Raw genomic sequence first — 25,866 nt, 5'->3', positions numbered from 1 at the left:
CCGGGGGCGTCTGGCACGCTCGCTCGCACCGACGCCGCCGGCCCCGCCCGCAGGGCGGACGACGCCACTTTCGAAACACGCCCTGGCGGGACGCCGTGCGCCCGGGGGCGTAACGTTTGTCTCAGACCCCCTGGGCCATGCCAGTTTTCCTGGAGCGTGCCCGATGAGCCGACTCCACGTTCCACCGCCGGCAGACGCCGAGGATTTGCTGCACACCCTCGTCCGGCTCACGGGTGAGGTGCTCGAGGGCATCAAGCTGCAGGAAGCCCGCGTGGAGCTGGCGATGGCGCTGCAGCGCCATGTGCTTCCGGCGGAGCTGCCCGAGGTGGTGGGGCTGCGGACGGCGGCCCGGTACGTGCCCGCGCGGCGCGGCCTGGAGATCGGCGGCGACTGGTACGACGCGTTCGTGATGTCCGACGGCACCGTCGGCGTGGCCATCGGCGACGTACAGGGCCACGACGCGGAGGCGGCGGCCTTCGTGGGACAGGTGCGCAGTGGTCTGCGCGCGATCGCCGGGATCACTACCGATCCCGGCGGTGTACTGACCCGGGTCAATGAACTGCTGGTGTCGATGAGCTGCGGCCTCTTCGTGACCTGCTCGTTCCTCCGCTTCGACCCGGTCTCCCACGAGCTCGCCGACGCCCGCGCCGGCCACATCCCGGCGGTCTGGGCCACGGCCGACGGCCGCTCGGACGTCGTGCTCGACGCCGGCGGCCTGCCCCTCGGCATGTTCCCGGGACAGGAGTACCCGGTCACACGCCGGGTGCTGACCGCTCCCGGCGCCTTCGTCCTGCTCACGGACGGGGTGGTCGAAGGGCCGCACTTCCCGATCGAGGAAGGCCTCGCGGCGGTGGCCAAGCTGGTGCGCATGGGCTTCGACGCCGACGCGGAGCTGCTGGCGTCCAGTGTCATCAAGGTCGCCGACATGACCGGCCACAACGACGACGCCGCCGTGGTCGTGCTCCGGCACGACGGCAGACCGGAACCGGCGTGACACGCCCCGCCGCGCGGGCCGGCCCGGCGTTGCGTGAGCGTCTGAAGCGCTACGCGCCCGAGGGCGCCCGTGCGGCCCTCATCGCCGGCGCCTACTACGGGTCGGCCGAACTGGGGCTGCTCCAGGAAATCGTCCGCGAGCAGGTGACCCCCCTCTGGCCGCCCACCGGCATCGCGCTCGCCTGTCTGCTCTGGTTCGGCCCGCGTGCCTGGCCGGGCATCGCCATCGGCGCTCTGCTGGTCAACGCGCCGATCGGACCCACGGCACCCGCGGTCGTCGCCATCACCGCCGGGAACACACTCGCCCCCGTCGTCGCCTGGCTGCTGCTGCGGCGCACCGGATTCCGTACCGAAATGGACCGTATGAGGGACGCCCTGGTGCTGGTCTTCCTCGGTGCCCTCGTCGGCATGGTCGTCAGTGCCACGGTGGGCACGGGTGCCCTCGTGCTCGCCGACGCGGTCCCGGTGGGCGACTTCTGGTCCACCTGGTCGGTGTGGTGGACCGGGGACGCCATGGGCGTCCTCGTGGTCACACCGGTCCTGCTCGTCCTGCGGACGATCCACCGGCCGCACGGTGTGCGCATGTATCGATGGGTCGAGGCCGCGCTGCTGCTCGGCGGCACGACGGCGGTCACGATCGTGGTCACCACGAGCAGCGTCAACCTGCTGTTCCTGGTCTTCCCTTTCCTGATCTGGGCGGCGTTCCGCTTCCAGCTCACCTGCGCCGCTCCCTGCGCACTGATCGTTTCAACCGTCGCGATCCACGCGGCGGCGAACGACTCGGGCCCCTTCCAGGGCCATGGACTGTTCGCCCAGATGTTCACGCTTCAAGCGTTCAACGGCGCGACGGCCATGACGGCCCTCCTGCTGTCGGCGATCGTCACGGAACGCAACCGCACCCACGAACAGATCACCTATGCGTGCGGCCAACTCGCCCAGGCGGTGGCCCGGCTCGCCCGGGGCGAGAACATCGAGGAGTGGCGGCCCACGCACGAGCGGGAGCGCGAGGAGTGAAAGCCGGATCGAACCGCGCGCCGAGCGGTCCGGCGCATGGTCCTCCGGTCCACTGCGCGCCTCCGAGCAACTGAATGCGCATCCATATGGACACGTAACGGTCGCAGAACAGCCGCATCGGGCAAAGAGCGTTCGTGGCCCCCGGGCGGAGGCCGCCGTTGCCATACTGCTGGCTTCGCGGCAGAACAGTTGTGCTCCGGTCGACCGTTCTGCCCGTTTGCCGCCTACGTCCGAGAGAAGTGATCGATGGCTTCCGAGCGCTCTGACACGACCGGCGAGAGCGGTGGCGGGGAGACCGCCGCACTGGCCCTGAAGATCCTGGTCGCCGGCGGCTTCGGTGTCGGCAAGACGACCCTGGTGGGCGCGGTCAGTGAGATCCGTCCCCTGCGTACGGAGGAACAGCTCAGCGAGGCGGGACAGTCGGTCGACGACACCGGGGGAGTGGACCGGAAGACCACCACGACCGTCGCCATGGACTTCGGCCGCATCACCATCCGGTCGGGCCTGTCCCTCTACCTCTTCGGCACACCGGGACAGGACCGCTTCTGGTTCCTGTGGGACGAGTTGTCCCAGGGAGCCCTGGGAGCCGTCGTCCTCGCCGACACCCGCCGCCTGGAGGACTGTTTCCCCGCCGTCGACTACTTCGAGCACCGGCGGATCCCCTTCGTCGTCGCGGTCAACTGCTTCGCCGGGGCCCGCGCGTACGGAGCGCACGACGTGTCCCGGGCCCTCGACCTGGACCGCGGCACACCCGTGGTCCTGTGCGACGCCCGCGACCGCGACTCCGGCAAGGAGGTACTCATCCGCCTCGTCGAGTACGCGGGGCGCATGCACACCGCCCGGCTCCTCGACTCGGTCTCCTGACCCGGCCACAGGACCGGAGACCCGGACGGGCTGCGACCTCGGGACTACGCCCTGCGTCGCACCCCGCCCGGGTCTCCGGGACGATCCGCGGTCCATGGGCGCGCCCTTAGCGTCGACCCCATGCGTATAGGAATTCTCGGAACCGGAAATGTCGCCCGCGCCCTGGCCAAGGGCTGGACCGCCGCGGGACACGATGTCGTCCTCGGCTCACGCGACCCCGAGCGGAGGAAGGCCCTGGACCCGGGCATTGGTGAAGCGGCCGGTGTCGTCGGCCTGAGCGAGGCGGCCGGACACGCCGAGGTGCTCGTCAACGCCACTCCCGGCACGGTGTCCGTCGACGTGCTGAGCACGATCGGCGCACCGGCGCTGGCGGGGAAGGTCCTCGTCGACGTCGGTGTCGGCATGACCGAGGAGTGGGATCTCGCCCACCCCAACAGCAGCCTCGGGGAACGGATCCAGGAGGCGTTCCCGCAGACGGCCGTCGTAAAGACCCTCTGCACCATGGACTGCGCGGTGATGATCGACCCGGCCGGACTGGAAGGGGCCAGCACCGTCTTCCTGTCGGGTGACGACCCGGAGGCCAAGCGGACCGCCGGACGGCTGCTCACCGACCTCGGCTGGCCGGAGTCGTCGCAGCTGGACCTGGGCGGTATCGCCACCTCCCGCGGGCAGGAGCACTTCGCGCTGCTCTTCATGGGCGTCGCGGGTGGCCTCGGCACCCACGTGTTCAACGTGCAGGTGGTGAAGCCGCGTTCCCTGCCGGCGTGACGGCGCACGCGTCCTGAGGAGTGCTTGCCCTGTCCACGTCCGTGCGCGAGGCTTACGCGACAGCGGTACACGGGGTAACGGGGAAAGCACGCAACGGGGAAGGACCGATCGATGGCGCTGGACAAGGAACTCGACTGGCTGCTGGACGACCTGACCAAGCGGGTCGAGCCGATACGGCACGCACTCGTACTGTCCAATGACGGTCTGGTGACCGGCGCGAGCACCGGACTCGCCCGTGAGGACGCCGAGCACCTCGCCGCCGTCTCCTCGGGACTGCACAGTCTCGCCAGGGGCTCCGGACGGCACTTCCGGGTCGGCAACGCACGTCAGACGATGATCGAGTTCGACGACGCGATGCTCTTCGTCACCGCCGCGGGCGAGGGCAGCTGCTTGTGCGTCCTGAGCGAGGCGGAGGCAGACGTCGGACAGGTGGCCTACGAGATGACACTCCTGGTGAACCGGGTGGGCGAGCACCTCAAGGTCGCCGCCCGGCAGCCGGGCGGCATCTCCTTCACCGATCGCTGACACCCTTCCGACCCGCCGGCTTCCGCCCGGTCGCGGAGTTTTCCACAGGCCGGGCGGAAGGAGCGTCCTCCGGGCTACCTTCGTCACCGAGAGTGAGAACGACTCACGGGGGAGGGCCGGCATGACGGTCAAGGCAGGCGCCGCACGCACCGTTGCCTTCGGGCGCGCGGCGGAAGAACTGGCACTGAAGCGAAGCGAATTCGACCTGGCGGTGCAGCTGGGCCATGTGCGCACCGTTCACGCGGCGAGCGGAACGCCGGGACCGGGCGGCGTGGGCGGCGCGGCACGACGCCGCGTCCCCCAGGAGGAGATCGACCGGCTCCGCGCCGCGCCGGACTTCCCGGACGGCCTGCGCGAGCGGGTCCGCGCCATCGGTCAGGCGGAGGCGGCCGACCTTGCCTCGATCACCGTCGACCGCTTCACCAAGCTGGCCAGGACGGGCCACTTCAGCCCGGTGAGGTTCTACCTCAACCGCTACCGCGCGGTCGTCTGGCTCTATCTGGCGGGCGACGTGCGCGAGTTCGCCGCGCGGCATCCGCAACTCCTCACCGGCAGACTGCCCCGCGCGGCCCGCGCCGCACTCCGGGCGGGCGAGGACGCCCGCCCGCGCAACTGGCGCGCCCGCCGGCTCGGACTGCTGCTGCGCCAGACCGACGACCCCTGGGCGGGGGCGGCGGCCATCGCGTCCCTCCTCGACCCGCTCCAGCTGGCCGAGGTGGTGGACGACCCGTACGAGCGCGCTCACCTCGACCGCCTCCGCCCGGAGCGGCCGTACGAGAGCCGCTCGGAGTCCCCCGCCGTCCGCGACATCACCGACAGGCTCCTGCTGGCGGACGACCCGGACGAGATCCTCTGGCACCGGCTCAGCCTCGCGCTGGCCCTGGACGAGGCGCGGGCGGTCCGCCCCGCTCCGCGCCCCGACCATTCCCACCACCGGCCGCCGCCGGCCCGGCCCCGCCCCGCCCGGGCCGGGCTGCTCACTCGGCTCGGGCTGAGGCGCCGACGCGGAGCGGCGCCCCGGCGGCAGTGACGGGCCGCTATTCGGAGCCGCGTGCCACGACCGACGACAGCACGCCGGGCAGCGGGTACCAGTCGGCGGACACGATGCTCGCGTGCCGGCCGGCCAGCAGATCCAGACGGCCTCGGGCCTGAGCCTCGGTGGGGTTGGTGCCGTCGATGGCGGGTGCCACGTTGTGCGCGTCCGTCATCACGACCAGGTAGTGGTGCCGGTCGTACCAGGCGGTGTCGATCGAGCCGCCCGCGTACGCGGAGGCGTCGCCGTCGAAGACGACGAACCACGGCCGCAGTCCCGCGTCCGCGTACCTGGCCCGGGGGTCACCCGTGCGGGCACCGTGCACGGCGGGGAACGCGGCGGCTTCACGGAGCCGGCCCGCCGCGGCCAGGTCCCGCAGATGCTGGGCGTACTCGCGGTCGGTCCAGAGCGAGTCCGCGGGATTGCCCTCCTCCACCGTGCCGGGTATCAGCTCCACGATGAACTTCCCGGCCATGGCGGAACGGGCGGGCCAGCCGTTGGCCCGCACGGCGGTGTCGAGGTCCGGGCTGCCGGCGGCCAGATCGGCCGGCCGGAACAGGGCGTCGCCCAGCTTCGCCGTCAGCAGTGCGTCCAGCGCGGCGGGTCCGCGGCCGTTTCTGGCCTGGAATCCGTCCTTCATCTCCACCTTCAGCAGGATCGGCCGGTGCCCCGGGTGGGCGTCGTGCCAGGCCCGCATGTCGGCGAGACAGCCGCCCAGGTCCTGGTTCCGGGACTTGGCGCGCAGTTCGCCCGCATGGGCCGCGTTGACGCAATTGTTGTTGTTACCCAGGGGGTTGTTGTGCGAAACACGCCACGACCTGCCGAACACATTGGTCCACACATCGATCTCGAGCATCCCGGCACCGGAGTCCAGCGCGTCCGCGAAGTACGGGTACTTGGCCTTCTCGTAGGCGTTGTGCACCCCGACGCCGGTCGTGGCCGAGTACGCCGACTGCCCCGGATCGGCGGTCTGCGCCCCGGCCGGCGCGACCCCGAGAGTGAGCGCTCCGGCCGCGACGGCCGTCACCGCGGTGCGCGAGAACTTCCTCATGAACCCCTGCCTCGTGTTGGTCCGACTACAAGTCGACCGAAGCGTAAGGGGGTTGGGTGAAAGGAGGGAGACCCGGGTCCGGACGTTCGCCGCGGCCCCCGCTCGGCGGTGCGGGCGCCGGGGCGCGTTCCGCTGCCGCCACTTCATAACGGCCGGCGTGGCACGACGGGCGCAACCACGGGAACGCCGGCCATGGCGCGGTCTTCCGGGGCGGTTCACCCGACGGCAAGGGGGCGGTTGAGGCTGCTCGGTCGAGCAGTTTCGCGGTGCCGGCCGGTTCGCGTCGCTGTAGTCGATTGACGCGGTGCCGGTCGATGGACGAGCGCCACACCTCCTGCCGCACCCGCTGGATCTCGCCGATGGGACGGTGCTCCTCGCGAGATCGCCACGGTGGATCGACGTGGCGTCGGCGTCCGCCGGGTCGTCGTCCCCGCCGATGTCCTGCCGAGGGAGGTCCGCACGGGCGAAGGCCACCCGGGGGGACAGTTCTTCGGGCCCGCGGGGGCCGCTCCGCTTCGGTCAAATCTCTGCGGGTGTGTGGACACGATCCGTTCTGAATGGAACGCTCCCTACAGACGCGACCCGTACGTCCGCTCCGCCGGTTCGCCTTCGGCTTCTCGGCCGGCGTCGCGCCCCGGCGCAGCCCCGTCAGGTTCTCCCGCACGAGCCGTGCATCCCGCACCAGCGCGAAATTCTCTCGCAGCAACCGAATTCTCGTATGCCCGGATTCCTCCCCGAGAGGAGCTCACCGCATGAGGTTCCGAGTCACCCTTGCGACACTCGCCACCATCGTCCTGGCCGTGGGTCAGGCCCCCACTGCCGGCGCCGCCGAGGCCCGGGGGGCCGACCCCGCGGAGTTCACGGTGGACACCACCGCTGACGCGGTGGACGCCGACCCTTCGGACGACCGGTGCCGTACCGCGTCGGGCGCGTGCAGCCTGCGCGCCGCCGTCATGGCCGCCAACGCCCGGCCGGGCAGTACGATCACGCTGCCTCCGGGCCACTACCGGCTGACCATCCCGCCCGACCCGCGGCTGATCGTCGGGTCCCATCCCGACCCCACCACAGGTGACCTGAACGTCGAGGCACCCACCACGATTCGCGGCTCCGGCGCCCGGAGCACCGCCATCGACGCCGACGGCCTGGACCGGGTCTTCCGCCTGCGGGCGGACACCCACATGTCCGATGTGACGATCACCGGGGGAAGGGCCGTGCAGCGCGAGCTGCCCTTCACCGACACCGGGGGCGGCGGCATCGCCAACGGACAGCACCTGACACTGCGTCGGGTGGCCGTCACCGGGAATTCCGCCGGCTACGGCGGCGGCATCTTCAACGTCCCCGACTCCCACCTGGATCTCATCGACAGCACCGTCAGCAGGAACACCGCAGGAGAGGCCGGGGGCATCAGGTTCGACGACAGCGGCACCGTGACGAACTCGACGGTCGCCGACAACCGGGTGACGGATCCTGGCGACCGCCCGGGCAGCCTCGGCGGCTACGGCGGAGGCATCGACATCCGCGGTCTGGGAACCGTGGAGATCCTCAACTCGACCATCACACGCAACAGTTCCAGCGACGGCGGGGGCGGAATCAACATCGCGCCGGCCTACCTGGACAGCCTGCCCGCGCCCCTCCCGGACATCGCCGACCTGCCGCTGGGGCGTATGACCCTGCGCAACTCCGTCGTCGCGGGCAACACCGTCGACGGCACGGCCGCCGACTGCGAGAAGGCCTTCGCCACCATCGCGTCGCTGGGCCACAACATCGACGGCGACGGCAGCTGCCGGCTCACCGCCGTGGGGGATCTGCCCAGCCGGGACCCGCTCCTGGGACCGCTCGCGGACCACGGCGGCCCCACGGACACGGCCGCGCTGCTGCCGGGCAGCCCCGCCCTGGACGCGGCCCACGGCTGCCCGGCCACCGACCAGCGAGGCGTCGCCCGCCCCCAGGGCGCCGCCTGCGACATGGGCGCCTACGAGCACATCACGACCCCCCACCCGCGCACCGGCACCTGGAGCCACGGATGAGAGTCCCGAGCCCGCGCCACGCCCTGTCCCGCGCCACAGCCGCCGTCGCGGCCCTGCTCCTGTCATGGACCGTTCCCCCGCCCGCCGCCCACGCCGACCCCGGCTCCGGCCGCGGCTCCCTGGTCGTGAACACCGACCGCGGCCGGGTGCGGGGCGCGGCCGTCCGCGACGGCGGTCGGGTCTTCCAGGGGATCCCGTTCGCCGCCCCGCCGACCGGTGAGCTGCGGTGGCGTCCGCCGCGGCCCGCGGCGCGGTGGTCCGGCGTACGGGACGCCACCGCACCGGCTCAGCCCTGCCCCCAGTTACCGTTGACGCTGCTCCCCGACGGCGGCCCTGTCCTGCCCGGCGAGTCCAACCGCACCGGCAGCACCACGGAGGACTGCCTGCACCTCAATGTGTGGACGCCCGCAACCACCGGCGGCCGCCCCCTCCCGGTGCTGGTGTGGCTGCACGGCGGAGGCAACGTCTACGGCGCGGGCAGCGACTACGACGGCGCCGCGCTGGCCGCGCGGGGCGTGGTCGTGGTGACCGTCAACTACCGCCTCGGAGCGCTGGGGTTCCTCGCCCACTCCGCCCTGTCCGCCGAGAGCGGGGACCAAGCGTCGGGCGACTACGGCCTCATGGACCAGCAGGCCGCGCTGCGCTGGGTGCGCCGCAACATCGGTGCCTTCGGCGGCGACCGGAACCGGGTGACGCTGGGCGGCCAGTCCGCCGGATCGGCGGACACATGCCTCCACATCGCCTCGCCGACCGCGAAAGGCCTGTTCCACCGGGCCATCCAGCAGAGCGGAAGCTGCGCCGCAGACGGCGGTCTGACACCCCTGACGCTCGACGCGGCCGAGCGGAAGGGAAGCGGCTTCGCGGCCTCGGTCGGCTGCGCCGATCCGACGACCGCGGCGGCTTGTCTACGCGCCGTTCCCACCACCGAGCTCATCCGCGCCACCGGGACCGGGCCCTCGTCCCTGTGGGGCCCGAACACCGGGCCACGCCTGCTCCCGCGCCCCCCGCGCGCGGCATGGGCCGAGGGACGCGTGAACGCCGTCCCGACGCTGAGCGGCAGCACCCATGACGAATACCGCTACTTCACCGCTCTGTACGTGGATCTGCTGGGCGGCGGCCCGCTGACGCCGGCCTCGTATCCCGCCCTGATCGGGCTGCAGCACGGAAACCGCGCGACCGCGGTCCTCGACACGTACCCCGCCCGGGCGTACGGGTCCCCCAACCTGGCTTACTCCGCCGTCGGCACCGACCATCGGTTCGCCTGCCCGGCACGAGCCGACAGCCGTTTGTACAGCACCCGGGCGCACGTCTACGCCTACGAGTTCCACGACCCGCAGGCACCGCCGTTCATCCCGGCACCCCACACGCCACAGGGTGCGTTCCACGCCTCCGAGCTGGCCTATCTCTTTCCCACAGACGCGCTACCGCCCCTGACGCCCGTCCAGCGACGGCTCGCCGCCACCATGACCGCCTACTGGGCCCGCTTCACGGCCACCGGCGACCCCAACGCGCCCGGGACTCCCCGCTGGCCGCGCTACACGGCCGACGGAGACCGAGTCCAGACGCTGGCGCCGGAGCGGGTCGGTCCCACCACCGGGTTCGCGGCCGACCACCACTGCGCGTTCTGGCAGTCCTCCCCCGCTCACCGCGGAGCCGTGCGATGAGATCCACATTCGCCCTGGCCCGGGACGGGCGCCGGACACTGCGGCAGGGCCCGGACGTCCTGGCGCACCGGCAGCGGGAGCGGCTGGCCGCGATGGTCGACTTCGCCCGCGCCCACTCCCCTTACTACCGCGAGCTGTACCGGACCCTGCCCGACCGCGTAGAGGACGCCGCCGCGCTGCCGGTGACGCACAAGCAGGCCCTGATGGCGCGCTTCGACGACTGGGTCACCGACCCCGAGGTGACCATCGAAGGGGTGCGGGCCTTCGTCGCGGACCCCCGACGGGTCGGTGAACCCCTCCTGGGCCGGTACCTGGTCACCACCACGTCCGGAACGACCGGCCACCGCGGCCTCTTCCTCCTGGACGACCGCGCGGCGTCGGTGGCCAAAGCCCTGTCGCTGCGGGCCGCCCTGCGTACCCTCACCCCCTCGGTGACGGCCCGGTTGCTCGCCCGCCGCACGCGGTCGGCGCACATCGTGGCCACCAGCGGCCATCTGGCCGCGTATGCCGTCCTCGCCCGCTCCCGTGCGGCCGGCCGGCTGTCCACGCGGGGCAGCCGGGTGCTGTCGGCGCACAGCCCCCTGCCCGAGCTGGTGCACCAGCTCAACGAGTACCGCCCGGTGCTTTTGACCGGGTACGCCACGGTGATCGCGCTGCTCGCCGGCGAGCAGCTGGCCGGTCGGCTGCGCATCGCGCCGGCCATGGTGTCGCTGCTCGCCGAGGGCGTCAGCGACCGCGACCACCGGAGGATCCGGGCCGCCTTCGGGCCCCATCCGGTCAACACCTACGGCTGCAACGAGGCGCTTGTGCTGGCCTACGGCTGCCCGTTCGGGTGGCTCCACGTCCACAGCGACTGGCTGATCCTGGAGCCTGTCGACGCCGACCACCGCCCCACCCCGCCGGGCCGGGAGTCCTTCACCGTGCTCCTCACCAGCCTGTGCCGATGGGCGCAGCCGATCCTGCGCTACGACCTCGGCGACAGCGTCCTGCTGCGCCCGGACGCGTGCCCGTGCGGAGACACTCTCCCCGCCATCAAGGTCCGCGGCCGAGCGGCCGACCTGCTGTCCTTCCCGTGCCGGGACGGCGGCGACACCGTCCGTATCGTGCCCATGGCCTTCGAGACCCTGCTGGAGAGCATCCCGGGCATCGACCTGTTCCAGATCGTCCAGACGGCGCCCGCCCGTGTCCGCGTGCGGATCCGGTCCGCCGCCGGAGCCGATCCCGACCGGCTGTGGACGGCGGTGCGAAGGGAGCTGGTCACCCTGCTCACCGCCCACGGGGCGGGCCAGGTGAGTGTCGAACGCGCCCACGAGCCGCCCGAGCAGTCCCCGGGCGGCAAGTACCGGGTCGTCATTCCCTGGTCGTGATGGCGCGTGGCGGGGCGTCCTCACCCGGGGCGCCCCGCACCGCCACGCCGTGGTGGGCCGCGAGCGCCAGCAACGCCACGCGCAGCGGACCGGTCTCCAGGAGGGTGCCCGGCTCGAACCAACGGGCCACGGCGGTTCCGCTCGCCATCCTCAGTGTGAAACGTGCCAACTCGTCCGCCACCTCGGGGCGGTCACGCAAGGAGAAGACGCAGCTCACCGAAGCCCGGGCCCAGGCCACCAGCGCATCGCGATACTGGCGCACCTCCGCCACGGCCGCCGCGCTGGCGTCCTGCTGCACCGTGCCCAGCCCCAAGAGCAGCTTCACACCGTGCGGGTGGCGCTGGAACGCGTTCTCCACCTCCAGGAGAAAGGCATCCAGACGCTGCGCCACGCCGTCGCCCGGCACCTCGGCCGGGGGCAGGGCTGCCAGCAGCGCGGTCCTGGCCCGCTCCAGCACCGCGACGTAGATCCCGTCCTTGCTGCCGAAGTGCCAGTAGATCGAACTGACCGGCAGGCCGCATGCGGAGGAGATCATCGAGATGGACGTGGCGGCGTAGCCGTAACGCGCCATCAGGGCGCCGGCGGTGTCCAGTATCGCGTCACGAGACCGCGCGCCACGGTCTTGGGCCGGTGCCTCCGTCATGGGGCCGACTCTAGAGGAAAGACAGGCGGGGCAGTGCCTCCGCGCTCATCTGCGACGGAGGGACGGGAGCGGTCCTCTGTGCCGGGCATCGACACTGACGCCCCCGTCGGCCCACTTCGCCGGGGATCCCGACGCCGCGTGTGTGTCCACCGGCTTGCCGAACAGCCGCCACCGCTCATCCTGACTCGCGGAGAGGGGCACGGGACGGGCGGAGGACGCCCCCCGCAGGGAGGATGATGCCTGCGTGTGCCGCGCCCGGGTGCGGAGTTGCGAACGCGCGGGCACCATGGTCGCATGCTGCTGGCTCGTCTTGCGGAGGTATCCCAACAGGTCGCCGCCACCTCGGCGCGATCGCGCAAGATCGCGGCGCTGGCCGGGCTGTTCTCGGCGACGCCGCCCGAGGAGGTGCCGCTCGTCATCGCCTACCTCGCCGGGCGGCTCCCGCAGGGGCGGATCGGTATCGGGTGGAGCATGTTGAAGGAGCCCGTGCCCCCCGCGGCCGACGCCACGCTCACCGTCCTCGGTACGGACGCCGCCCTGACCGGGCTCGCGCAGATCACGGGTGCGGGTTCGCAGGCCGAGCGGCAGCGGCGGGTACGGGAGCTGATGGGTGCCGCCACCGCCCCGGAGCAGCAGTTCCTGCTGCGGCTCCTGACGGGGGAGGTCCGCCAGGGCGCACTCGACGCGGTGGCGCTCGAAGCGGTCGCCCGGGCCGCCGGGGCACCCGCGGCGGACGTGCGGCGGGCCGTGATGCTCGACGGGTCACTGCCGCGGGTCGCCGAGGCGGTCCTCGCCGAGGGACCCGCCGTCCTAGAGCGTTTCCGGCTGCGGGTCGGCAGCCCGGTCCAGCCCATGCTCGCCCACACCGCGAAGAGCGTGACTGAGGCGGTCGCCGCGCTGGGCCCGTGCGCCGTCGAGGAGAAGCTGGACGGCATCCGTATCCAGGTGCACCGCTCCGGCGACGACGTCCGTGTCTACACCCGTTCGCTCGACGACATCACCGATCGTCTGCCGGAGGTGTCGGTGGCGGCCCGGGCACTGCCCGGAGACCAGTTCGTGCTGGACGGCGAGGTGATCGCGCTGGACGCGGACGGCCGTCCCGTCCCGTTCCAGAACATCGCCTCCAGGGTCGGCTCCCGGCTCGACGTGGCGACCGCCGCCGCCACGCTGCCCGTGTCACCGGTCTTCTTCGACGTGCTCGCCGCCGACGGAGCCGTTCTCCTCGACCTGCCCGGCCACGAGCGGCACGCCGCGCTCACCCGGCTCGTCCCCGAGCCCCTGCGGGTGCGCCGCACCGTGGTCGAGGAGCCCGGGCGGAGCGAGGCGGTGACCGCGGCGGAGACGTTCTTCGCCGACACGCTGCGGCGCGGCCACGAGGGGGTCATGGTCAAGGCTCTCGACGCCGCTTACAGCGCGGGCCGTCGCGGGCGCTCATGGCTCAAGGTCAAGCCGGTCCACACCCTCGACCTCGTGGTGCTCGCCGCCGAATGGGGCCACGGCCGCCGTACGGGCCTGCTGTCCAATCTGCACCTCGGGGCCCGTGCCGAGGACGGCACGTTCGTGATGCTCGGCAAGACCTTCAAAGGTCTGACCGACGCCATGCTGCAGTGGCAGACCGAGCGGCTGCGTGAACTGGCCGTCGAGGACGACGGCTTCACCGTCCGCGTCCGGCCCGAGCTCGTCGTCGAGATCGCCTACGACGGTCTGCAGCGCTCCCCGCGCTATCCGGCCGGAGTCGCCCTGCGTTTCGCCCGCGTACTGCGCCACCGGCCCGACAAGCAGCCGCACGAGGCGGACACCATCCACGCGGTACTCTCCGGCCCTCACTCCCGCGTGGTGTAGCGGTGCTTGGCCCACAGCGGCAGCGCGAACCAGCACAGCAGGTACCAACCCACGACGGCGGCCACCAGATACGGCACGAAGGCGTCGTGCGTGGCGACCCTCAGCACCAGGAACAGCGCCGAGATCAGCGTGGCCAGCAGCAGCACCAGACCGATGAAGGTCAGCCGGGACGCCCACACCACGGCCTGCGGCTTCATCCGCCGGCCCGACACGATCCGGTGGAACGACACCGGCCCGATCAGCGCCCCGGTCGCCGAGGCGCCCAGCGCCACGGTGGCGATGTAGATGGCCTTGTCGGCGCTCGGAAGCTCCACGTACCGGGGGGTGAAGACCACGGTGAGCAGAAAACCGAAAAGGATCTGCACACCCGTCTGGGCGACCCGGATCTCCTGGATCAACTCGGCCCAGCGCCGGTCCGCCCGCTCCTCCGCGGTCTCGTCGCGGCCCCGGTCCGCTCCCGCACCGGATCCCGACGCTTCCCGCTGTTCCCGCTCCGCCATGCGATCCTCCCACGGTCCGTTGCGGCCCTACCCCCTTGTAACCCGTCGGGGCGGGCTCAACCAGGCGGTACGGCACCCGATGGAACTCGCCGGGCGGCGCGCCGCCGGAACGTGACCGCCGGCGCTCGGCCCCCCATGCTCGTACGAACGCCACGCCTCGACGGACACCTCCGGCTTCCCGGCGGGGTCGGCGGGCGCCGAAAGGAGCCGTGCCCCGTGCGTCCCACCCCACCCGTCGCGCTCGCCGCCGGTCCTCCGGCCGTCTGCGTCCTCGCCGTGCTGCTCGCCGGCTGCTCGGTGCCGGACGAGGAGATCCGCGCGGTCTCCGGCGCGGCCACCGATTTCGCCGCCCGCCACACGGCGTCCGACCGGGCGGCGTGTGATCTGCTCGCTCCCCGCACCCGCGAGGAACTCGCCGACGACCCGGGCCCCACCTGCGCCGCCGGCCTGGCCGACGCGGGGCTCCGCGACCCCGGGAAAGTCCGTTCCACCGATGTCTACGGCCATCAGGCGCGGGTCGTCATGGAACGGGACGTCTACTTCCTGACCTCCTACCCGGACGGCTGGAAGGTCAACGCCGCGGGCTGCACCCCACGGCCGCAGAGGCCCTACGACTGTGTGGTGAAGGGGGACTGAGCCGCGCCGTGCGCACCATGTTCACGCTCTACCTGCTCGTCGTCTTCTGCGGCCTGCTCTACTTCTCCCTGGTGGGAATGATGCACCGATGACGCGCGTGGGCCGGTTCCTGAAGGACAACGGCATCTCCCTCGCCTTCGGCATCGGATTCCTCGCCGCCCTCCTCGGCCAGGCCGCGGCGGGTCAGGCCGTGTACAACGGCGAACTGCGCTCCGTCGGGGCCCGGCCCGTCGGCTTCGCCGACTACCTGACGACGTCCCACTTCGCCGTCGACGTCACCGAGAACTGGCAGTCCGAGTACCTGCAGTTCTTCCTGTTCCTCTTCGCGACGGTCTGGCTCGTCCAGCGCGGCTCACCGGAGTCCAAGGAGCTCCACAAGGTCGGTGTGGAGTCGGACAAGGAGCAGCGCGTCGGCGAGCACGCCCGTCGCGACTCGCCCCGCTGGGCCTCCGCCGGCGGGATCCGGCAGGCGCTGTACTCCCGGTCCCTGGGCGCGGTGATGCTCCTGGCGTTCCTCGGCTCCTGGTACGCCCAGTCCGTCACCGGAGCGGCCGCCTACGGCGAGGAACGCCTGAGCGGCCTCGAGGCCCCGGTGCCCTGGACGGAGTACCTCCTGACGGCCGATTTCTGGAGCCGTACGCTGCAGAACTGGCAGTCCGAGCTGCTGGCGGTCGGTTCCATGGCCATCTTCGCGGTCTATCTGCGCCAGCGGGGCTCACCCGAGTCCAAACCGGTGGGCGCCTCCCACTCCTCCACCGGAATCGAAGGCTGACACGACGCACGGCAGGACGGAGCACGGCATGACACGCGCGGCGGTTTTCGATGTCGACGGCACCCTCGTCGACACCAATCATCTGCATGTGACCTCCTGGTGGGAGGCCTTCCGGCAGGCGGGGCACGACGTCCCCATGCACGCCGTCCACCGCTCCGTCGGTCTCGGCGCCGACGATCTGATCGCCCATCTCCTCGGTGACGACCGTGACAAGGAGAAGGACGGCGCGATCAGCGCCGCCCACAAGACTCTCTACGGGACGTACTTCGACCGGCTGCCGCCCTTCCGGCACGCCGGGCGCCTCCTGAGGACGCTCGCGGCCAACGGATGGACGGTGGTCCTCGCCACCTCGGCCGGGGGTGCGGAGCTGTCCGCGCTGCGCCGGGCCATCGACGCCGACGACGCCATCAGCGCCACGGCGAGCGCCGACGACGTCGAAGCCGGGAAACCGGCCCCCGAACCGGTGCTCCAGGCACTGAAGCTCGCCGGGGCACCGGCGGCCGCCTCCGTGTTCGTGGGCGACACCGTGTGGGACATGGAGGCCGGCAGCCGCGCGGGCGTCACCTGCGTGGGGCTGCTCTGCGGGGGCATCCCGCGGGCCGATCTCACTGCGGCGGGGGCTGCCGTGATCTTCGACGATCCCGCCGACCTGCTGGAGCACCTGGACCGTGGGCCGCTCGCCGCCCACGGCCCCGGCGCGGGTTCCCGCCCCGTCTCCGAGGCCGTCTCCGACTTCGGGTCCGACACCGGAGCACAGACCGGCGCGGACGACGGCTTCGGGCGCTGACCGGGCCGCAGTCCCGGCCCGGCCCCTTCGTGGCGCTCCGGCGCCGCCGCCACCTACTTCCCGAGCTCGCGCTGCAGCTCCGCCTTGTTCATCGACGACCTGCCGTGGATGTTGCGACGCTGGGCCTCCGCGTACAGCTGGTCGTACGTCGGCCCCTTGGAGCCGCTGTGCGAGCGCTGCCCGCCCCGCTTCGACGACGACATGTCCTGCGTGGAACTCTTGCTGGCGGTCTTCGACTCACCGGCTCGCGCCCGTTCCTTGTTCACCGTCCGTGCCGCGATCTCCTTGGACCGCTTCTCGCTCGCGCCGCGGTCCTTGGCGCTCTCCTTGATGTGCTCGTACTGCCGTTCACGCTTCGGGCTGGATCCTGCGGGCATTCGTTCCTCCTCACGGTCCCCCTCGGGCCCCCGCTTCCCCTCACCCTCGTACCAGGCAACCACCACCGCAAACGCGCGAACGGCGATCCTGATTGGAGTGCTGGAGGCGAGGTATTCGTGCGTGCGAGGTATTCGTAGGAGTACCGGTACCCACCGACGAAGGAGTGGAGCGACGTGGAGAGCAACGGAACCAGGAATCACCCCGCGGACTGCGATGTCACCGTGCAGCTCAGCGAGTGCGGGCGGGCGGACGCTCAGGCGGTCTTCGACACGCTCGACCACCTCTTCGCGGCCTGCGACGTGGGAACGCCCGGTCCGAAGACGGGTCATGGCCGCGAGCCCACCGTGTGGATGGCGACCTTCGACAGCTCGGCCCCGTCGGGCGAGTCGCCGGCCGCCCCGCGGCTGGAGATGCCGGTCTCGGCGCTGCTGACGGGCGACCACCACGCCGTGGACGAGGTCGAGAAGGCGCTGGGCAGGATCTTCGAGGTGCGCTCGGCGCAGTCCGTCTCCGGAGAGCACGAGAGGGAGGCGCGCCTGATGCTCGAGACCCGTTGACGTCCTCCGTGGTCCTCAGCGGTCTCCGGTGTCCCGTCGACCGAAATCGATCTTCTCGGCCTCCACCGTCCGGGCGTTCATGTTGCGCCGCATCATCTCCAGGGCGGCCCGCGCCAGTGACTCGTGGATGTGGGCCACCGCGTCCGTCGGCACGGTCACGTCGAGGTGGCGGATGTGCGCGTCGAGCGCCGAATAGAGCACGCACTGCTCCGTGACCTGCCCGCACAGCACCACATGGCCCACGTCGAGCTGCCCGAGCAGATAGGCCAGCGGGGTCTCGTAGAAGATCGAATGCCGTGCCTTCACCACGAACAGGGAGGAGTCGTCCGGCCGGATCGGCTCCACCAGTTCGGCGTGCGGGCCGGCCAGCGCCGTCCCCACGATCTCGCCGTGGTGCGAACGCCACTCACCGAAGTTGTCGTTCACGTACACCACGGGGACGCCGGCGTCCCGGGCTCGCCCCAGCAGGTTCACCAGGACGGGCAGCGTCTGGCGGACCGAGGGGATCAGCAGCTCGGCGTCCTCGTGGTCGTAGGTGTTGATCATGTCGATCACGATGAGGGCCGTCGTCCCCCGGGCGGTCCGCGCGGTACCCATGGGCGTGGGCCCGCCTAGCCGAGCGCGTCGCGCAGTGCGGGCAGCAGTGTCTTCGCCGACCAGCGTAGATAGTCCGGCTGGGAGTCGCCGCCGATCTGCACGAGGGCGATCTCGGTGAAGCCCGCGTCGGCGTACGGTTTCACCGCGGCCACGAAGTCGTCCGGGTCGTCCCCGCAGGGGATGGATTCCGCCACGTCCTCGGGCTTCACGAACTGGGTGGCAGATTCGAACGAGTCGGGGTGCGGGAGTTCCGCGTTGACCTTCCAGCCGAGGCCGAACCAGCGGAACTGGTCGTGGGCGCGGCGCACCGCGGCGTCCTTGTCCGGGTCGTAGCAGACGGGCAGCTGCCCCACGCGCGGTTTGCCCCGGCCGCCGTGGTGGTCGAAGGAGGTGAGCAGCTCGGCCTTCGGCTCAGTGGCGATGACCAGGTCGGCGAGACGTCCGGCCAGCTCGCAGGACTGCTCTCCGGAGACGGCGACACCGATGGGCGGGGGCTCGTCCGGCAGGTCCCAGAGCCGGGCGGAGTCGACGTCGAAGTGGGTGCCCCGGTGGTTGACGTGGCCGCCGCCGAGGAGTGCGCGGATGATCTCCACGGCCTCCTCCAGCATCTCGTGCCGCACGTCGGCACTCGGCCAGCCACCGCCCACGACATGCTCGTTCAGGTTCTCGCCGGCCCCCAGTCCGAGGCGGAACCGGCCCCCCGACAACAGTTGCAGCGTCGCGGCCTTCTGGGCCACCAGGGCCGGGTGGTAGCGCAGAGTCGGACAGGTCACGCACGTCATCAGCGGGATGCGTGAGGTCGCCTGCGCGGCCGCTCCGAGCACGGCCCAGGCGTAGGGCGAGTGGCCCTGGGAGCGCAGCCAGGGGAAGTAGTGGTCGGAGGTGACCGAGAAGTCGAATCCGGCGTCCTCGGCCTGGACGAGGTGGTCGACGAGGGCTCGGGGCCCTGCCTGTTCGGTCATCATCGTGTATCCGATTTGCACCATAAGTTCGCGAATTCCCTGATGCGAGGGCAGGAAACCTCGCCCCGAGGCCCCTCCCCGGAGCTTTCCTCACCCCACTATGCACTCCATGTATACACCGTGTGTAGAGTGCGGGTCGGATCGACCGGTCACGCCTTCGCTCGACGTCCTGGGCGAGGCATGGCCGCCCCGCCACCCCCTGAACGAAGGAGAGTCACGCCATGCCGTTCGGCTCCGAGTCCGCGAGACGCCGCCGCAGGACCACCACCGCCGCCGCCGCTGTTCTGGCGGCGGTTTCGCTCGTCCTGACACTCGGCGGCTGTTCGGCGGAGACCGTCGCCCCCAGCAGCGCCCGCCAGGACGCCAAGGGCGAAACCGGGCCCGTGGACTGCCGGAGGGCGAAGTGCATCGCCCTCACCTTCGACGCCGGTCCCGGCAAGGACACGCCGCGGCTGCTGGACACCCTGAAAGAGAAGAAGGTCCCGGCGACCTTCTTCCTGCTGGGCAGGAAGCACGTCGACCGTTACCCCGATGTCGTACGCCGGATCGCCGCCGAAGGGCACGAAGTGGCCAACCACACCTGGAGCCACCGGATACTGCCGGACCTGGAGCCCGACGAGATACGCCAGGAGCTCTCCCGCACCCAGGACGCGATAGCCGATCTCACGGGCCGCCGGCCCACCCTGATGCGCCCGCCGCAGGGCCGCACCGACGACACCGTCTCCGAGATCAGCCGTGAGCTCGGGCTCGCCCAGGTGCTGTGGAGCGTCACCGCGAAGGACTACTCCACCACGGACTCCGCCCTCATCCGGCAGCGCACCCTCGACGGCGCCGAGAAGGACGGCATCATCCTGCTGCACGACATCTACGACGGCACCGTCCCGGCCGTCCCCGGCATCATCGACGAGCTGAAGAAGCGGGGTTTCACCTTCGTCACCGTGCCGCAGCTGCTCGCTCCGGCCAAGGCCGAGCCCGGCGAGATCTACCGCCCCTGACCCGCAGGCGCCTGTGCCCCCGGCCGCTCCCGGCTGCCCGCTCCCGGCCGCCCGCTCCCGGGCGCCCGACCGAAAGCGCCCAGGGTGACGAGAGCGCCCGGGGCCCGTGGCCGTCCCCCGGCGGGAGGCGCCCGCCCGGCAGGGGCTTCGCCTCCCCGCCCGGACCCGGGCGTGCGACGCTGGCTGCACAGGACCACTCCTAAGGAGCACGGCGATGACCCAGCAGGCCCGGGAACTCCTGGAGACCACGATCGAGGCACTCGCCCCCCACCAGGGGGCCAACCGGTTCGCGGCCGCCATCGCCGAGGGCAGCGCGAGCCGCATCGCCCTCGGCTCGCTCGCCATGGAGCAGCGCCACATCGTCGTCTCCGACCACCGCTCCTTCCTCCACCTGGCCAGCCGGACCGCCGACCGGCCGCACGGCGCCGCGTTCTTCACCACCCTCGCCGAGGGGGACTCCCTCGCCCTCGAGCGCCTCGGCGCGCTGCTCGAGGGCTGTGGCCTCGACGACGTGACGGCCGAGGCCTACGAGCCGATGGCCGGCTGCCAGACCTACCCCGCGTACGTGGCCTGGCTCGCCCTCAACGGCGAACCGGCCGACGTCGTCCTCGCCGTCTGCGCCAACTTCGCCGCGTGGAGCGGCTACTGCGCCACCATCGCCGGTGCGCTGCGTGACCACTACGGCTTCGGCGACGAGGCGTGCGGCTTCCTCGACTTCTTCGCCCTGCCCGCGCCCGCCCTGCGGGAGCAGGCGCTCGCCGCCGTCCAGGAAGGGCTGGACGACCGGCGTGTCACCCTGTCGCACGCCTACCGGTACGGACGGCTCCTGCAGAGCTACGAGCTGATGTTCTGGGACGCGCTGTACGAGGCCTCCGCACACCACTGAGCCACCCCTGAGCAGACCCCTGAGCAGACCCCTGAGCAGACCTCCTAGCCGCGCCGGGCCGCCGCGCGGGCGAGAACGCCGGAGCGCCGCGCGTTCCCGGCCGGGGAATCGGGGTACTCGCCGTCCGTTCCCGCCAGGCGGACGACGGAGGCAGCCATGGCCGTGCGGCACCAGCTGATCAGAAGGCCACCCGAGGCGGTGTGGGCCGTGCTCGAGGACGGCACGCGCTACAGCGACTGGGTGGTCGGGACGTCCTCGTCCAGGCCCAAGGACGACGACTGGCCGACGGTCGGATCCGCCATCGAGTACACCGTGCGCCTCGGGCCCCTCACGGCCGAGGGCAACACCGTCGTACGGCTCTACGACCCGCCCCGGTGTCTGGAACTGGAGGCCAACAGCGGCGCGCTCGGCACGGCCCGGATCGCCGTCGAGGTCCGCCCCTGGGGCGAGGAGACGCTCGTCATCGTCGACGAACACCCGCTCCGCGGCCCGGGCGGCGCCCTGCACAACGCGGCGTTCGACGCACTCGCGCAGCTGCGCCACCACACCATGCTGCGGCGCCTCGCCGAGGTGGTCGAGCGGGACGCGTCCCCCGCCTCGTCCCCGTCCCCGTCCCCGGGACCGTGATCGGGAGGCAGAGCGATGGCGCATGCGGGGGTCTCGGAACCCGAGCCGGACACGGTCCCGGACGCGATCGTGATCGGCGCCGGCCCCAACGGGCTCGTCGCCGCGAACATCCTGGTCGACGCGGGCTGGTCCGTCGAGGTCCTGGAGGCCCAGGACGAGCCGGGCGGCGCCGTGCGCAGCGACCGCGCGGTGCACCCCGACTACGTCAACGACGTCTTCAGCTCCTTCTACCCCCTCGCCGCGGCCTCGCCCGTCCTCGACCGCCTGGACCTGCACGAGGAAGGGCTGCGCTGGAGCCATGCCCCACAGGTCCTGGCCCACCCCCTGACGGACGGGCGCTGCGCCGTGCTGGCCCGGAACAGGGCCGAGACCTGCGCCGCGCTGGAGGGGTTCGCCCCCGGCGACGGCCTCGCCTGGGACCATCTCTGCGACATGTGGGACCGTCTGGGCAAGGACCTCATCGACGGCCTCTTCACGCCCTTCCCGCCGCTGCGGGCCTCGGCCCGCCTACTGGCCCGGCTGCGGGGCGCGGGCGGTCTCAGGGTGGCCCGCACGATGCTGCTGCCGGTGCGGCGCATGGGGGAGGAGGAGTTCCGCGGCGACGGGGGCAGGCTGCTGCTCGCCGGCAACGCCCTGCACGCCGATCTGGTCCCCGAGGCCACCGGCAGCGGCGGCTTCGGCTGGCTGATGTCCATGCTCGGCCAGACGGTCGGCTTCCCCGTGCCCGTCGGCGGTGCCGGAGCGCTCACCGCGGCCCTCGTCCAGCGCCTGCGGCGGCGCGGCGGGGTGCTCCGCTGCGGACAGCGGGTCGTCGAGGTGACCGTACGCTCCGGGCGGGCCGTCGCGGTCCGCACGGCCGAGGGCGAGACCGTCCCGGTACGGCACGCCGTCCTGGCCGACGTCTCCGTGCCCGCCCTGTACGGGCACCTCGTCGGACCGCAGCACCTGCCGGCCCGGCTCCTGGACGACCTGCGCCGCTTCCAGTGGGACTGGGCCACCTTCAAGGTCGACTGGGCGCTGTCGGGCCGCGTGCCCTGGGCGGCCGCGGCCGCCGTCGGCGCGGGCACCGTCCACCTGGCCGACGGCATGGACGAACTCACCCGGTTCGCCGCCCAGCTCTCCACCGCCCACCTGCCCGACCGGCCGTTCCTCCTCTTCGGCCAGATGACCACCTCGGACCCGTCCCGTTCCCCGGAGGGCACGGAGTCGGCCTGGGCGTACACCCATGTCCCGCACCACGTCCTCGGGGACGCGGGCGACGACGGCATCACGGGCGCCTGGCATCCGCACGACCAGGAGGCGATGGCGGACCGGGTCGAGGCCCAGGTCGAACGGTTCGCGCCGGGATTCCGCTCGCTCGTCCGCGCCCGCCGCATCCTCGCCCCGCCCACCCTGGAGGCCATGGACGTCAACCTCCACGGCGGCGCGGTCAACGGCGGCACCACCGCCGTCCACCAGCAGCTCGTCTTCCGCCCGGTCCCCGGCACCGGCCGTCCCGAGACCCCGGTGCAGGGGCTCTACCTGGCCTCCTCCGGCGCCCACCCGGGCGGCGGCGTGCACGGCGCCCCCGGCGCCAACGCCGCCCGTGCGGCGCTGCGCAGCACCCGGCCCGTGCACCGCACCCTGGTCCGGAGCCAGCGCATCCTGGCCAGTCGTGGGAGACATCCGGCCGACGACCTGCCGCCGATGGCGTAACTGCCCCATGCTGGAGGCGTGGGGGCGGTGTGTGCGTGGCCGAGCACCCGGCCCGCCCGGCTCCACCGAGCGGAGGTGAGCAGCCATGGCCGTCGCGGACAAGATCCTGCTGGTCGACGACCATGAGGACAACCTGTTCGCTCTGCAGAGCGCGCTCTCGCCGCTCGGTCACCCCCTGGAGGTGGCCACCAGCGGGGACGGGGCGCTGAAGGCCGTGCTCCGCGGCGGTATCGCGGTGACCGTCCTCGATGTGGTCATGCCGGGGGTGAGCGGTCTGGACGTCCTGCTCTACATGCAGCGCCTCGAACAGACCCGGATCATCCCCGTCATCCTCGTCACCGGCATGGGCATCGACTCCACGCTGTCCAGGGACGCCATGCGGCTCGGCGCGGCCGACCTGCTGGCCAAGCCGATCGACCCGTGGTCCCTGCGCATCAAGGTGCGCTACCTCCACGAAACCAGCCGCCGCCTCTCACCCGCGCCGACGACCTGAGCAGCTCGCCCGACGGCCGCGCTCCCCGCGGATTCCCGCGGTCGCGGCGTGGACCACCGGAGCCGTGGGGTGAGTCACTCCGCACGGGCCGCCGCGTCCTCGGCGCGGCGGCGGGCCTGCCGGGCCACCCGGTCGGCCTCCCGGGCCCGGGTCCGTGCTTCCCGCACACCGGTCTCCGCGGTGCGCCGTGCCTCCCTCGCCCGGTCGAGTTCGCGGGCGAGCGCCGTGGCCCGCTCCCCGGCGTCCCGCAGCTCCGCCTCCGCCCGCTCCAGCTCGGCCCGGGCCCGGGCCCGGTCTTCGTCGCGTGCGCGCGCCTCCCGCTCGGCGTCGTCCCGGGCGCGTACGCGCTCCGCCCGCTTTGCCTCCGCCTCCCTTGCCTCCGCCTGCCTTGCCTCTTCCCACCGCAGCTCTTCCCGGCGGGCCTCCCGCCCGCGCCGTTCCTCCGCCCTGAGCTCCGGCCCGCGGGCCCGCTCCCCGGCCCGCTCTCGTGCCGGGCGCCGCTCGGGGGTCTGCCGTGCGTCCGCCGGGCGGCGGGCCGGCCGTGCCGCCACCGCGCCCGTGCCGGCCGCGGCCGCGGTGAAGCCGACAGGCGCGCTCAACGGCTTCGCCAAGCGGCCCGCCGCCCACTCCTCGGCAGCCGCCGGGTCCGCCAGCGCCGCGTGCAGCGTCGCCTCGACCTCCTGCTGCACCTGGTCGCCCACCGGCTGGCCGGCCTCCTCGGCCAGCTGTCGTGCCTGCCGGGCGAGCGCGTGCACGACGAGGTGCTGGCGCCGGCTGAGCTCCCGCAGCCGGTCACCGTCCAGCTCGTGGTGCGCGCGGCGCAGGCCATCGCCCAGGCCCACCAGGGACCGGACCTCGTCGGGCTGGTGCCGCACGAGGAGATTGCTCGCGTAGGCCGCCAGGGTCGGCCGGCGCAGCGCCGTGATGGCCTCTGCCAGAGCCCGGTCACCCGCCGTGCGCGCTTCGGCGGCACGCTGGTTCCGGACCGCGGTGAAGCGATCGGGCCGCAGGCCGTACAGTTCGTCGGCGACGCTCTCCAGGTCCACGGCTCTCCCGTACGAAACGATCCGCCGGTACGCGTGTCGCGCTCCCTCGTCCATGACCATTTTCACCGTCGGCGGGGTGTTTCGCTCCTCGGACACCGGTCACCCGTCGGGAGGCGGCGGAGCGCGCGCCACCCACCGGTGCGGCAGGGAGCGCGGGGAGGGCGGGGCGACCCGGCGACGAAGGGCGACGTCAGGAAATCGAACCCCGTCCCCCGGGCGGCGTTGCTGACGTCACAGTCCGATCGTATACAAACACCGGGTCGTTGAAATGAACGGCCGGGCACGGTTCGCAAAACACGGCGGCCCGCCCGGCCTTGAAAAGGGCCGGGCGGGCCGGTGGAACCCGGGGGCGGGGGAGGTGCGGGAGGCGGACGGCGGCCGGCCGGACTCATTCCCCTCGCGTTCCGAACGGAATCCGGGATTCTAGAAGGCGAAGACGCTCATTCCCTCCGCGTGCATCACGCAGGAATTGGCATATGTGCGCTCGAAGTCAACCCGCCTGCCTTCCCATGTTCCCTGTGCCGTCACCACGACGGGGGCGTAAATCTTGATGCACGGTCGGCCGGTGTCACCGCCGAGCCGGTCGAACTGACCCTGGACCGCACGCAGTTGGGTACACGCTTCCTTCGGTGCCGGGTGCGTCCCCTGAGGGGTCGGTGTGCAGGTGAGCGTCACTGCCCGCAAAGGCGTCGCGGTCGCGGCGGTCTCGCCCTCACCGACCGTCAGCACGAGCGCCGACGGTGCGTAGAGCCGCTGCTCCGGGGTGTCCGCCTGAGCCACCGTCAGGGGGCTCAGGGTCGCCGCGGCAGCCAGACCACAAACGACGGCGCGCCTTACCAGTGTACGCATTGCGAGAACCTCTCACTCGATTTCGGTTCGGTGCGGAGGCCACACTGCCGCGCGTCCGCTGATGACGCACATTCAGCGACTCTTTTCGGTTTTGTCTGCCATTCAAGCGCTGACGTGAAACCGCTTTTTCGGAGGGGTCGTTACGTGTGCGCCACCCGTTCCACCAGCCCCTGCGGGCTCGCCCGATCCGGTTCAAATGTGCACGATGCGTGGAACGTTGCGGGTCGGCGGTCGTCAACACGGCTGAAACATGACGGCAACACAAGGGTGAGCGGGGGGCGGCGTCGCGTCGCAC

The 25,866-nt window shown here is 72.1% G+C and carries 25 protein-coding genes and 2 pseudogenes; 19 read left to right on the top strand and 8 right to left on the bottom strand.

The features are described 5' to 3' along the window. Positions 1 to 163: 163 nt before the first annotated feature. From ACY34K_RS16335 to ACY34K_RS16310, 6 genes are all read left to right on the top strand, one after another. A complete protein-coding gene (locus tag ACY34K_RS16335; protein ID WP_462747504.1) occupies positions 164 to 994 on the top strand; it encodes a PP2C family protein-serine/threonine phosphatase in 831 nt (276 codons plus the stop codon). Beyond that, positions 991 to 2,007, top strand: coding sequence for an MASE1 domain-containing protein (locus ACY34K_RS16330; protein ID WP_462747501.1), 1,017 nt, complete (start codon positions 991 to 993; stop codon positions 2,005 to 2,007). The genes ACY34K_RS16335 and ACY34K_RS16330 overlap by 4 nt, the downstream gene beginning before the upstream one ends. Before the next feature lie 246 nt (positions 2,008 to 2,253). Beyond that, a complete protein-coding gene (locus ACY34K_RS16325) occupies positions 2,254 to 2,871 on the top strand; it encodes a GTP-binding protein (protein WP_462747499.1) in 618 nt (205 codons plus the stop codon). A gap of 120 nt (positions 2,872 to 2,991) precedes the next feature. Further along, the gene (locus tag ACY34K_RS16320) at positions 2,992 to 3,639 is read left to right on the top strand and encodes an NADPH-dependent F420 reductase (protein WP_462747497.1); all 648 of its coding nucleotides are present in this window, start codon (positions 2,992 to 2,994) and stop codon (positions 3,637 to 3,639) included. Positions 3,640 to 3,750: 111 nt separating this feature from the next. Continuing rightward, a complete protein-coding gene (locus ACY34K_RS16315) occupies positions 3,751 to 4,164 on the top strand; it encodes a roadblock/LC7 domain-containing protein (protein ID WP_462747495.1) in 414 nt (137 codons plus the stop codon). 121 nt (positions 4,165 to 4,285) lie between these two features. Beyond that, positions 4,286 to 5,194: a DUF6397 family protein gene (locus ACY34K_RS16310; protein ID WP_462747493.1), complete on the top strand. Its 909-nt coding sequence runs from the start codon at positions 4,286 to 4,288 to the stop codon at positions 5,192 to 5,194. Positions 5,195 to 5,201: 7 nt separating this feature from the next. Here ACY34K_RS16310 and ACY34K_RS16305 read toward each other — a convergent pair whose 3' ends face one another. Continuing rightward, complete coding sequence (locus ACY34K_RS16305; protein ID WP_462747491.1) at positions 5,202 to 6,248, bottom strand: phosphatidylinositol-specific phospholipase C domain-containing protein; 1,047 nt, start codon at positions 6,246 to 6,248, stop codon at positions 5,202 to 5,204. Between the two features lie 752 nt (positions 6,249 to 7,000). On the opposite strand from ACY34K_RS16305, the gene ACY34K_RS16300 reads away from it, so the two are divergent. Genes ACY34K_RS16300 through ACY34K_RS16290 form a run of 3 tightly spaced genes read left to right on the top strand, consistent with a single transcriptional unit; the run spans position 7,001 to position 11,306 of the window. Beyond that, positions 7,001 to 8,275, top strand: coding sequence for a choice-of-anchor Q domain-containing protein (locus tag ACY34K_RS16300; protein ID WP_462747489.1), 1,275 nt, complete (start codon positions 7,001 to 7,003; stop codon positions 8,273 to 8,275). Continuing rightward, on the top strand, positions 8,272 to 9,939 hold the full coding sequence (locus tag ACY34K_RS16295) for a carboxylesterase/lipase family protein (protein WP_462747487.1): 1,668 nt from the start codon (positions 8,272 to 8,274) through the stop codon (positions 9,937 to 9,939). The genes ACY34K_RS16300 and ACY34K_RS16295 overlap by 4 nt, the downstream gene beginning before the upstream one ends. Next, a complete protein-coding gene (locus ACY34K_RS16290) occupies positions 9,936 to 11,306 on the top strand; it encodes a phenylacetate--CoA ligase family protein (protein ID WP_462747485.1) in 1,371 nt (456 codons plus the stop codon). The genes ACY34K_RS16295 and ACY34K_RS16290 overlap by 4 nt, the downstream gene beginning before the upstream one ends. On the opposite strand, the gene ACY34K_RS16285 is transcribed toward ACY34K_RS16290, so the two are convergent. Further along, the gene (locus ACY34K_RS16285) at positions 11,290 to 11,949 is read right to left on the bottom strand and encodes a TetR/AcrR family transcriptional regulator (RefSeq protein WP_462747483.1); all 660 of its coding nucleotides are present in this window, start codon (positions 11,947 to 11,949) and stop codon (positions 11,290 to 11,292) included. The two genes, ACY34K_RS16290 and ACY34K_RS16285, sit on opposite strands and share 17 nt — an antisense overlap. Before the next feature lie 294 nt (positions 11,950 to 12,243). Here ACY34K_RS16285 and ACY34K_RS16280 point away from each other — a divergent pair, with 294 nt between their 5' ends. Continuing rightward, a complete protein-coding gene (locus tag ACY34K_RS16280; RefSeq protein WP_462747480.1) occupies positions 12,244 to 13,791 on the top strand; it encodes an ATP-dependent DNA ligase in 1,548 nt (515 codons plus the stop codon). Here the strand turns inward: ACY34K_RS16280 and ACY34K_RS16275 are convergent. Continuing rightward, positions 13,773 to 14,291: a DUF6328 family protein gene (locus ACY34K_RS16275; protein WP_462747478.1), complete on the bottom strand. Its 519-nt coding sequence runs from the start codon at positions 14,289 to 14,291 to the stop codon at positions 13,773 to 13,775. The genes ACY34K_RS16280 and ACY34K_RS16275 overlap by 19 nt on opposite strands. A 216-nt stretch (positions 14,292 to 14,507) precedes the next feature. Here ACY34K_RS16275 and ACY34K_RS16270 point away from each other — a divergent pair, with 216 nt between their 5' ends. The 3 genes and pseudogenes from ACY34K_RS16270 to ACY34K_RS16260 form a co-directional block, all read left to right on the top strand. After that, a complete protein-coding gene (locus ACY34K_RS16270; protein WP_462747476.1) occupies positions 14,508 to 14,927 on the top strand; it encodes a hypothetical protein in 420 nt (139 codons plus the stop codon). 88 nt (positions 14,928 to 15,015) lie between these two features. After that, positions 15,016 to 15,699: a DUF6766 family protein gene (locus tag ACY34K_RS16265; RefSeq protein ID WP_462747475.1), complete on the top strand. Its 684-nt coding sequence runs from the start codon at positions 15,016 to 15,018 to the stop codon at positions 15,697 to 15,699. Positions 15,700 to 15,727: 28 nt separating this feature from the next. Continuing rightward, positions 15,728 to 16,381, top strand: a pseudogene (locus ACY34K_RS16260) (HAD family hydrolase); the annotation flags it as partial. 158 nt (positions 16,382 to 16,539) lie between these two features. On the opposite strand, the gene ACY34K_RS16255 reads toward ACY34K_RS16260, so the two are convergent. Then, positions 16,540 to 16,863, bottom strand: a complete 324-nt coding sequence (locus ACY34K_RS16255; protein ID WP_462747473.1) for a plasmid stabilization protein — start codon at positions 16,861 to 16,863, stop codon at positions 16,540 to 16,542. A gap of 174 nt (positions 16,864 to 17,037) precedes the next feature. On the opposite strand from ACY34K_RS16255, the gene ACY34K_RS16250 reads away from it, so the two are divergent. Beyond that, positions 17,038 to 17,421 (top strand): hypothetical protein, encoded by a 384-nt coding sequence (locus ACY34K_RS16250; protein ID WP_462747471.1) that lies wholly within the window; start codon positions 17,038 to 17,040, stop codon positions 17,419 to 17,421. A gap of 15 nt (positions 17,422 to 17,436) precedes the next feature. On the opposite strand, the gene ACY34K_RS16245 is transcribed toward ACY34K_RS16250, so the two are convergent. Together ACY34K_RS16245 and ACY34K_RS16240 are read right to left on the bottom strand one after the other, a co-directional pair. Beyond that, a complete protein-coding gene (locus ACY34K_RS16245) occupies positions 17,437 to 18,018 on the bottom strand; it encodes a cysteine hydrolase family protein (protein ID WP_462747469.1) in 582 nt (193 codons plus the stop codon). A 14-nt stretch (positions 18,019 to 18,032) separates the two neighbouring features. Next, positions 18,033 to 19,004, bottom strand: coding sequence for an LLM class F420-dependent oxidoreductase (locus ACY34K_RS16240; protein ID WP_462747467.1), 972 nt, complete (start codon positions 19,002 to 19,004; stop codon positions 18,033 to 18,035). A gap of 197 nt (positions 19,005 to 19,201) precedes the next feature. On the opposite strand from ACY34K_RS16240, the gene ACY34K_RS16235 reads away from it, so the two are divergent. The 5 genes and pseudogenes from ACY34K_RS16235 to ACY34K_RS16215 all read left to right on the top strand — a co-directional run. After that, entirely contained in the window at positions 19,202 to 19,975 is a 774-nt protein-coding gene (locus ACY34K_RS16235) for a polysaccharide deacetylase family protein (RefSeq protein WP_462747466.1), read from the top strand. A 214-nt stretch (positions 19,976 to 20,189) separates the two neighbouring features. After that, positions 20,190 to 20,861, top strand: a complete 672-nt coding sequence (locus ACY34K_RS16230; RefSeq protein WP_462747464.1) for a thiaminase II/PqqC family protein — start codon at positions 20,190 to 20,192, stop codon at positions 20,859 to 20,861. Between the two features lie 156 nt (positions 20,862 to 21,017). Next, positions 21,018 to 21,488, top strand: coding sequence for an SRPBCC family protein (locus ACY34K_RS16225; RefSeq protein WP_462747463.1), 471 nt, complete (start codon positions 21,018 to 21,020; stop codon positions 21,486 to 21,488). A gap of 15 nt (positions 21,489 to 21,503) precedes the next feature. Next, complete coding sequence (locus ACY34K_RS16220) at positions 21,504 to 23,183, top strand: phytoene desaturase family protein (RefSeq protein ID WP_462747462.1); 1,680 nt, start codon at positions 21,504 to 21,506, stop codon at positions 23,181 to 23,183. An 85-nt stretch (positions 23,184 to 23,268) separates the two neighbouring features. Further along, positions 23,269 to 23,652, top strand: a pseudogene (locus ACY34K_RS16215) (response regulator); the annotation flags it as partial. Positions 23,653 to 23,750: 98 nt separating this feature from the next. Here the strand turns inward: ACY34K_RS16215 and ACY34K_RS16210 are convergent. Both ACY34K_RS16210 and ACY34K_RS16205 read right to left on the bottom strand, forming a co-directional pair. Further along, positions 23,751 to 24,776 (bottom strand): hypothetical protein, encoded by a 1,026-nt coding sequence (locus tag ACY34K_RS16210; protein WP_462747461.1) that lies wholly within the window; start codon positions 24,774 to 24,776, stop codon positions 23,751 to 23,753. A 369-nt stretch (positions 24,777 to 25,145) separates the two neighbouring features. After that, the gene (locus ACY34K_RS16205) at positions 25,146 to 25,571 is read right to left on the bottom strand and encodes a subtilase-type protease inhibitor (protein WP_462747460.1); all 426 of its coding nucleotides are present in this window, start codon (positions 25,569 to 25,571) and stop codon (positions 25,146 to 25,148) included. Positions 25,572 to 25,866: the final 295 nt, after the last annotated feature.

It is taken from the genome of Streptomyces sp. STAM6 (assembly GCF_054963715.1).
The sequence above is the reverse complement of the archived record's forward strand: the minus strand, read 5'-3'. Positions and strand labels throughout refer to the sequence as shown.

Bases quoted from the DNA above. Each gene is read 5' to 3' on its own strand.
- ACY34K_RS16230 (WP_462747464.1), top strand. From the start codon at position 20,190: ATGACCCAGCAGGCCCGGGAACTCCTGGAGACCACGATCGAGGCACTC.
- ACY34K_RS16225 (WP_462747463.1), top strand. From the start codon at position 21,018: ATGGCCGTGCGGCACCAGCTGATCAGAAGGCCACCCGAGGCGGTGTGG.
- ACY34K_RS16320 (WP_462747497.1), top strand. From the start codon at position 2,992: ATGCGTATAGGAATTCTCGGAACCGGAAATGTCGCCCGCGCCCTGGCC.
- ACY34K_RS16315 (WP_462747495.1), top strand. From the start codon at position 3,751: ATGGCGCTGGACAAGGAACTCGACTGGCTGCTGGACGACCTGACCAAG.
- ACY34K_RS16310 (WP_462747493.1), top strand. From the start codon at position 4,286: ATGACGGTCAAGGCAGGCGCCGCACGCACCGTTGCCTTCGGGCGCGCG.
- ACY34K_RS16240 (WP_462747467.1), bottom strand. From the start codon at position 19,004: ATGGTGCAAATCGGATACACGATGATGACCGAACAGGCAGGGCCCCGA.
- ACY34K_RS16235 (WP_462747466.1), top strand. From the start codon at position 19,202: ATGCCGTTCGGCTCCGAGTCCGCGAGACGCCGCCGCAGGACCACCACC.
- ACY34K_RS16210 (WP_462747461.1), bottom strand. From the start codon at position 24,776: ATGGACGAGGGAGCGCGACACGCGTACCGGCGGATCGTTTCGTACGGG.
- ACY34K_RS16245 (WP_462747469.1), bottom strand. From the start codon at position 18,018: ATGGGTACCGCGCGGACCGCCCGGGGGACGACGGCCCTCATCGTGATC.
- ACY34K_RS16265 (WP_462747475.1), top strand. From the start codon at position 15,016: ATGACGCGCGTGGGCCGGTTCCTGAAGGACAACGGCATCTCCCTCGCC.
- ACY34K_RS16205 (WP_462747460.1), bottom strand. From the start codon at position 25,571: ATGCGTACACTGGTAAGGCGCGCCGTCGTTTGTGGTCTGGCTGCCGCG.
- ACY34K_RS16335 (WP_462747504.1), top strand. From the start codon at position 164: ATGAGCCGACTCCACGTTCCACCGCCGGCAGACGCCGAGGATTTGCTG.
- ACY34K_RS16255 (WP_462747473.1), bottom strand. From the start codon at position 16,863: ATGCCCGCAGGATCCAGCCCGAAGCGTGAACGGCAGTACGAGCACATC.
- ACY34K_RS16305 (WP_462747491.1), bottom strand. From the start codon at position 6,248: ATGAGGAAGTTCTCGCGCACCGCGGTGACGGCCGTCGCGGCCGGAGCG.
- ACY34K_RS16295 (WP_462747487.1), top strand. From the start codon at position 8,272: ATGAGAGTCCCGAGCCCGCGCCACGCCCTGTCCCGCGCCACAGCCGCC.
- ACY34K_RS16285 (WP_462747483.1), bottom strand. From the start codon at position 11,949: ATGACGGAGGCACCGGCCCAAGACCGTGGCGCGCGGTCTCGTGACGCG.
- ACY34K_RS16275 (WP_462747478.1), bottom strand. From the start codon at position 14,291: ATGGCGGAGCGGGAACAGCGGGAAGCGTCGGGATCCGGTGCGGGAGCG.
- ACY34K_RS16280 (WP_462747480.1), top strand. From the start codon at position 12,244: ATGCTGCTGGCTCGTCTTGCGGAGGTATCCCAACAGGTCGCCGCCACC.
- ACY34K_RS16290 (WP_462747485.1), top strand. From the start codon at position 9,936: ATGAGATCCACATTCGCCCTGGCCCGGGACGGGCGCCGGACACTGCGG.
- ACY34K_RS16220 (WP_462747462.1), top strand. From the start codon at position 21,504: ATGGCGCATGCGGGGGTCTCGGAACCCGAGCCGGACACGGTCCCGGAC.
- ACY34K_RS16325 (WP_462747499.1), top strand. From the start codon at position 2,254: ATGGCTTCCGAGCGCTCTGACACGACCGGCGAGAGCGGTGGCGGGGAG.
- ACY34K_RS16300 (WP_462747489.1), top strand. From the start codon at position 7,001: ATGAGGTTCCGAGTCACCCTTGCGACACTCGCCACCATCGTCCTGGCC.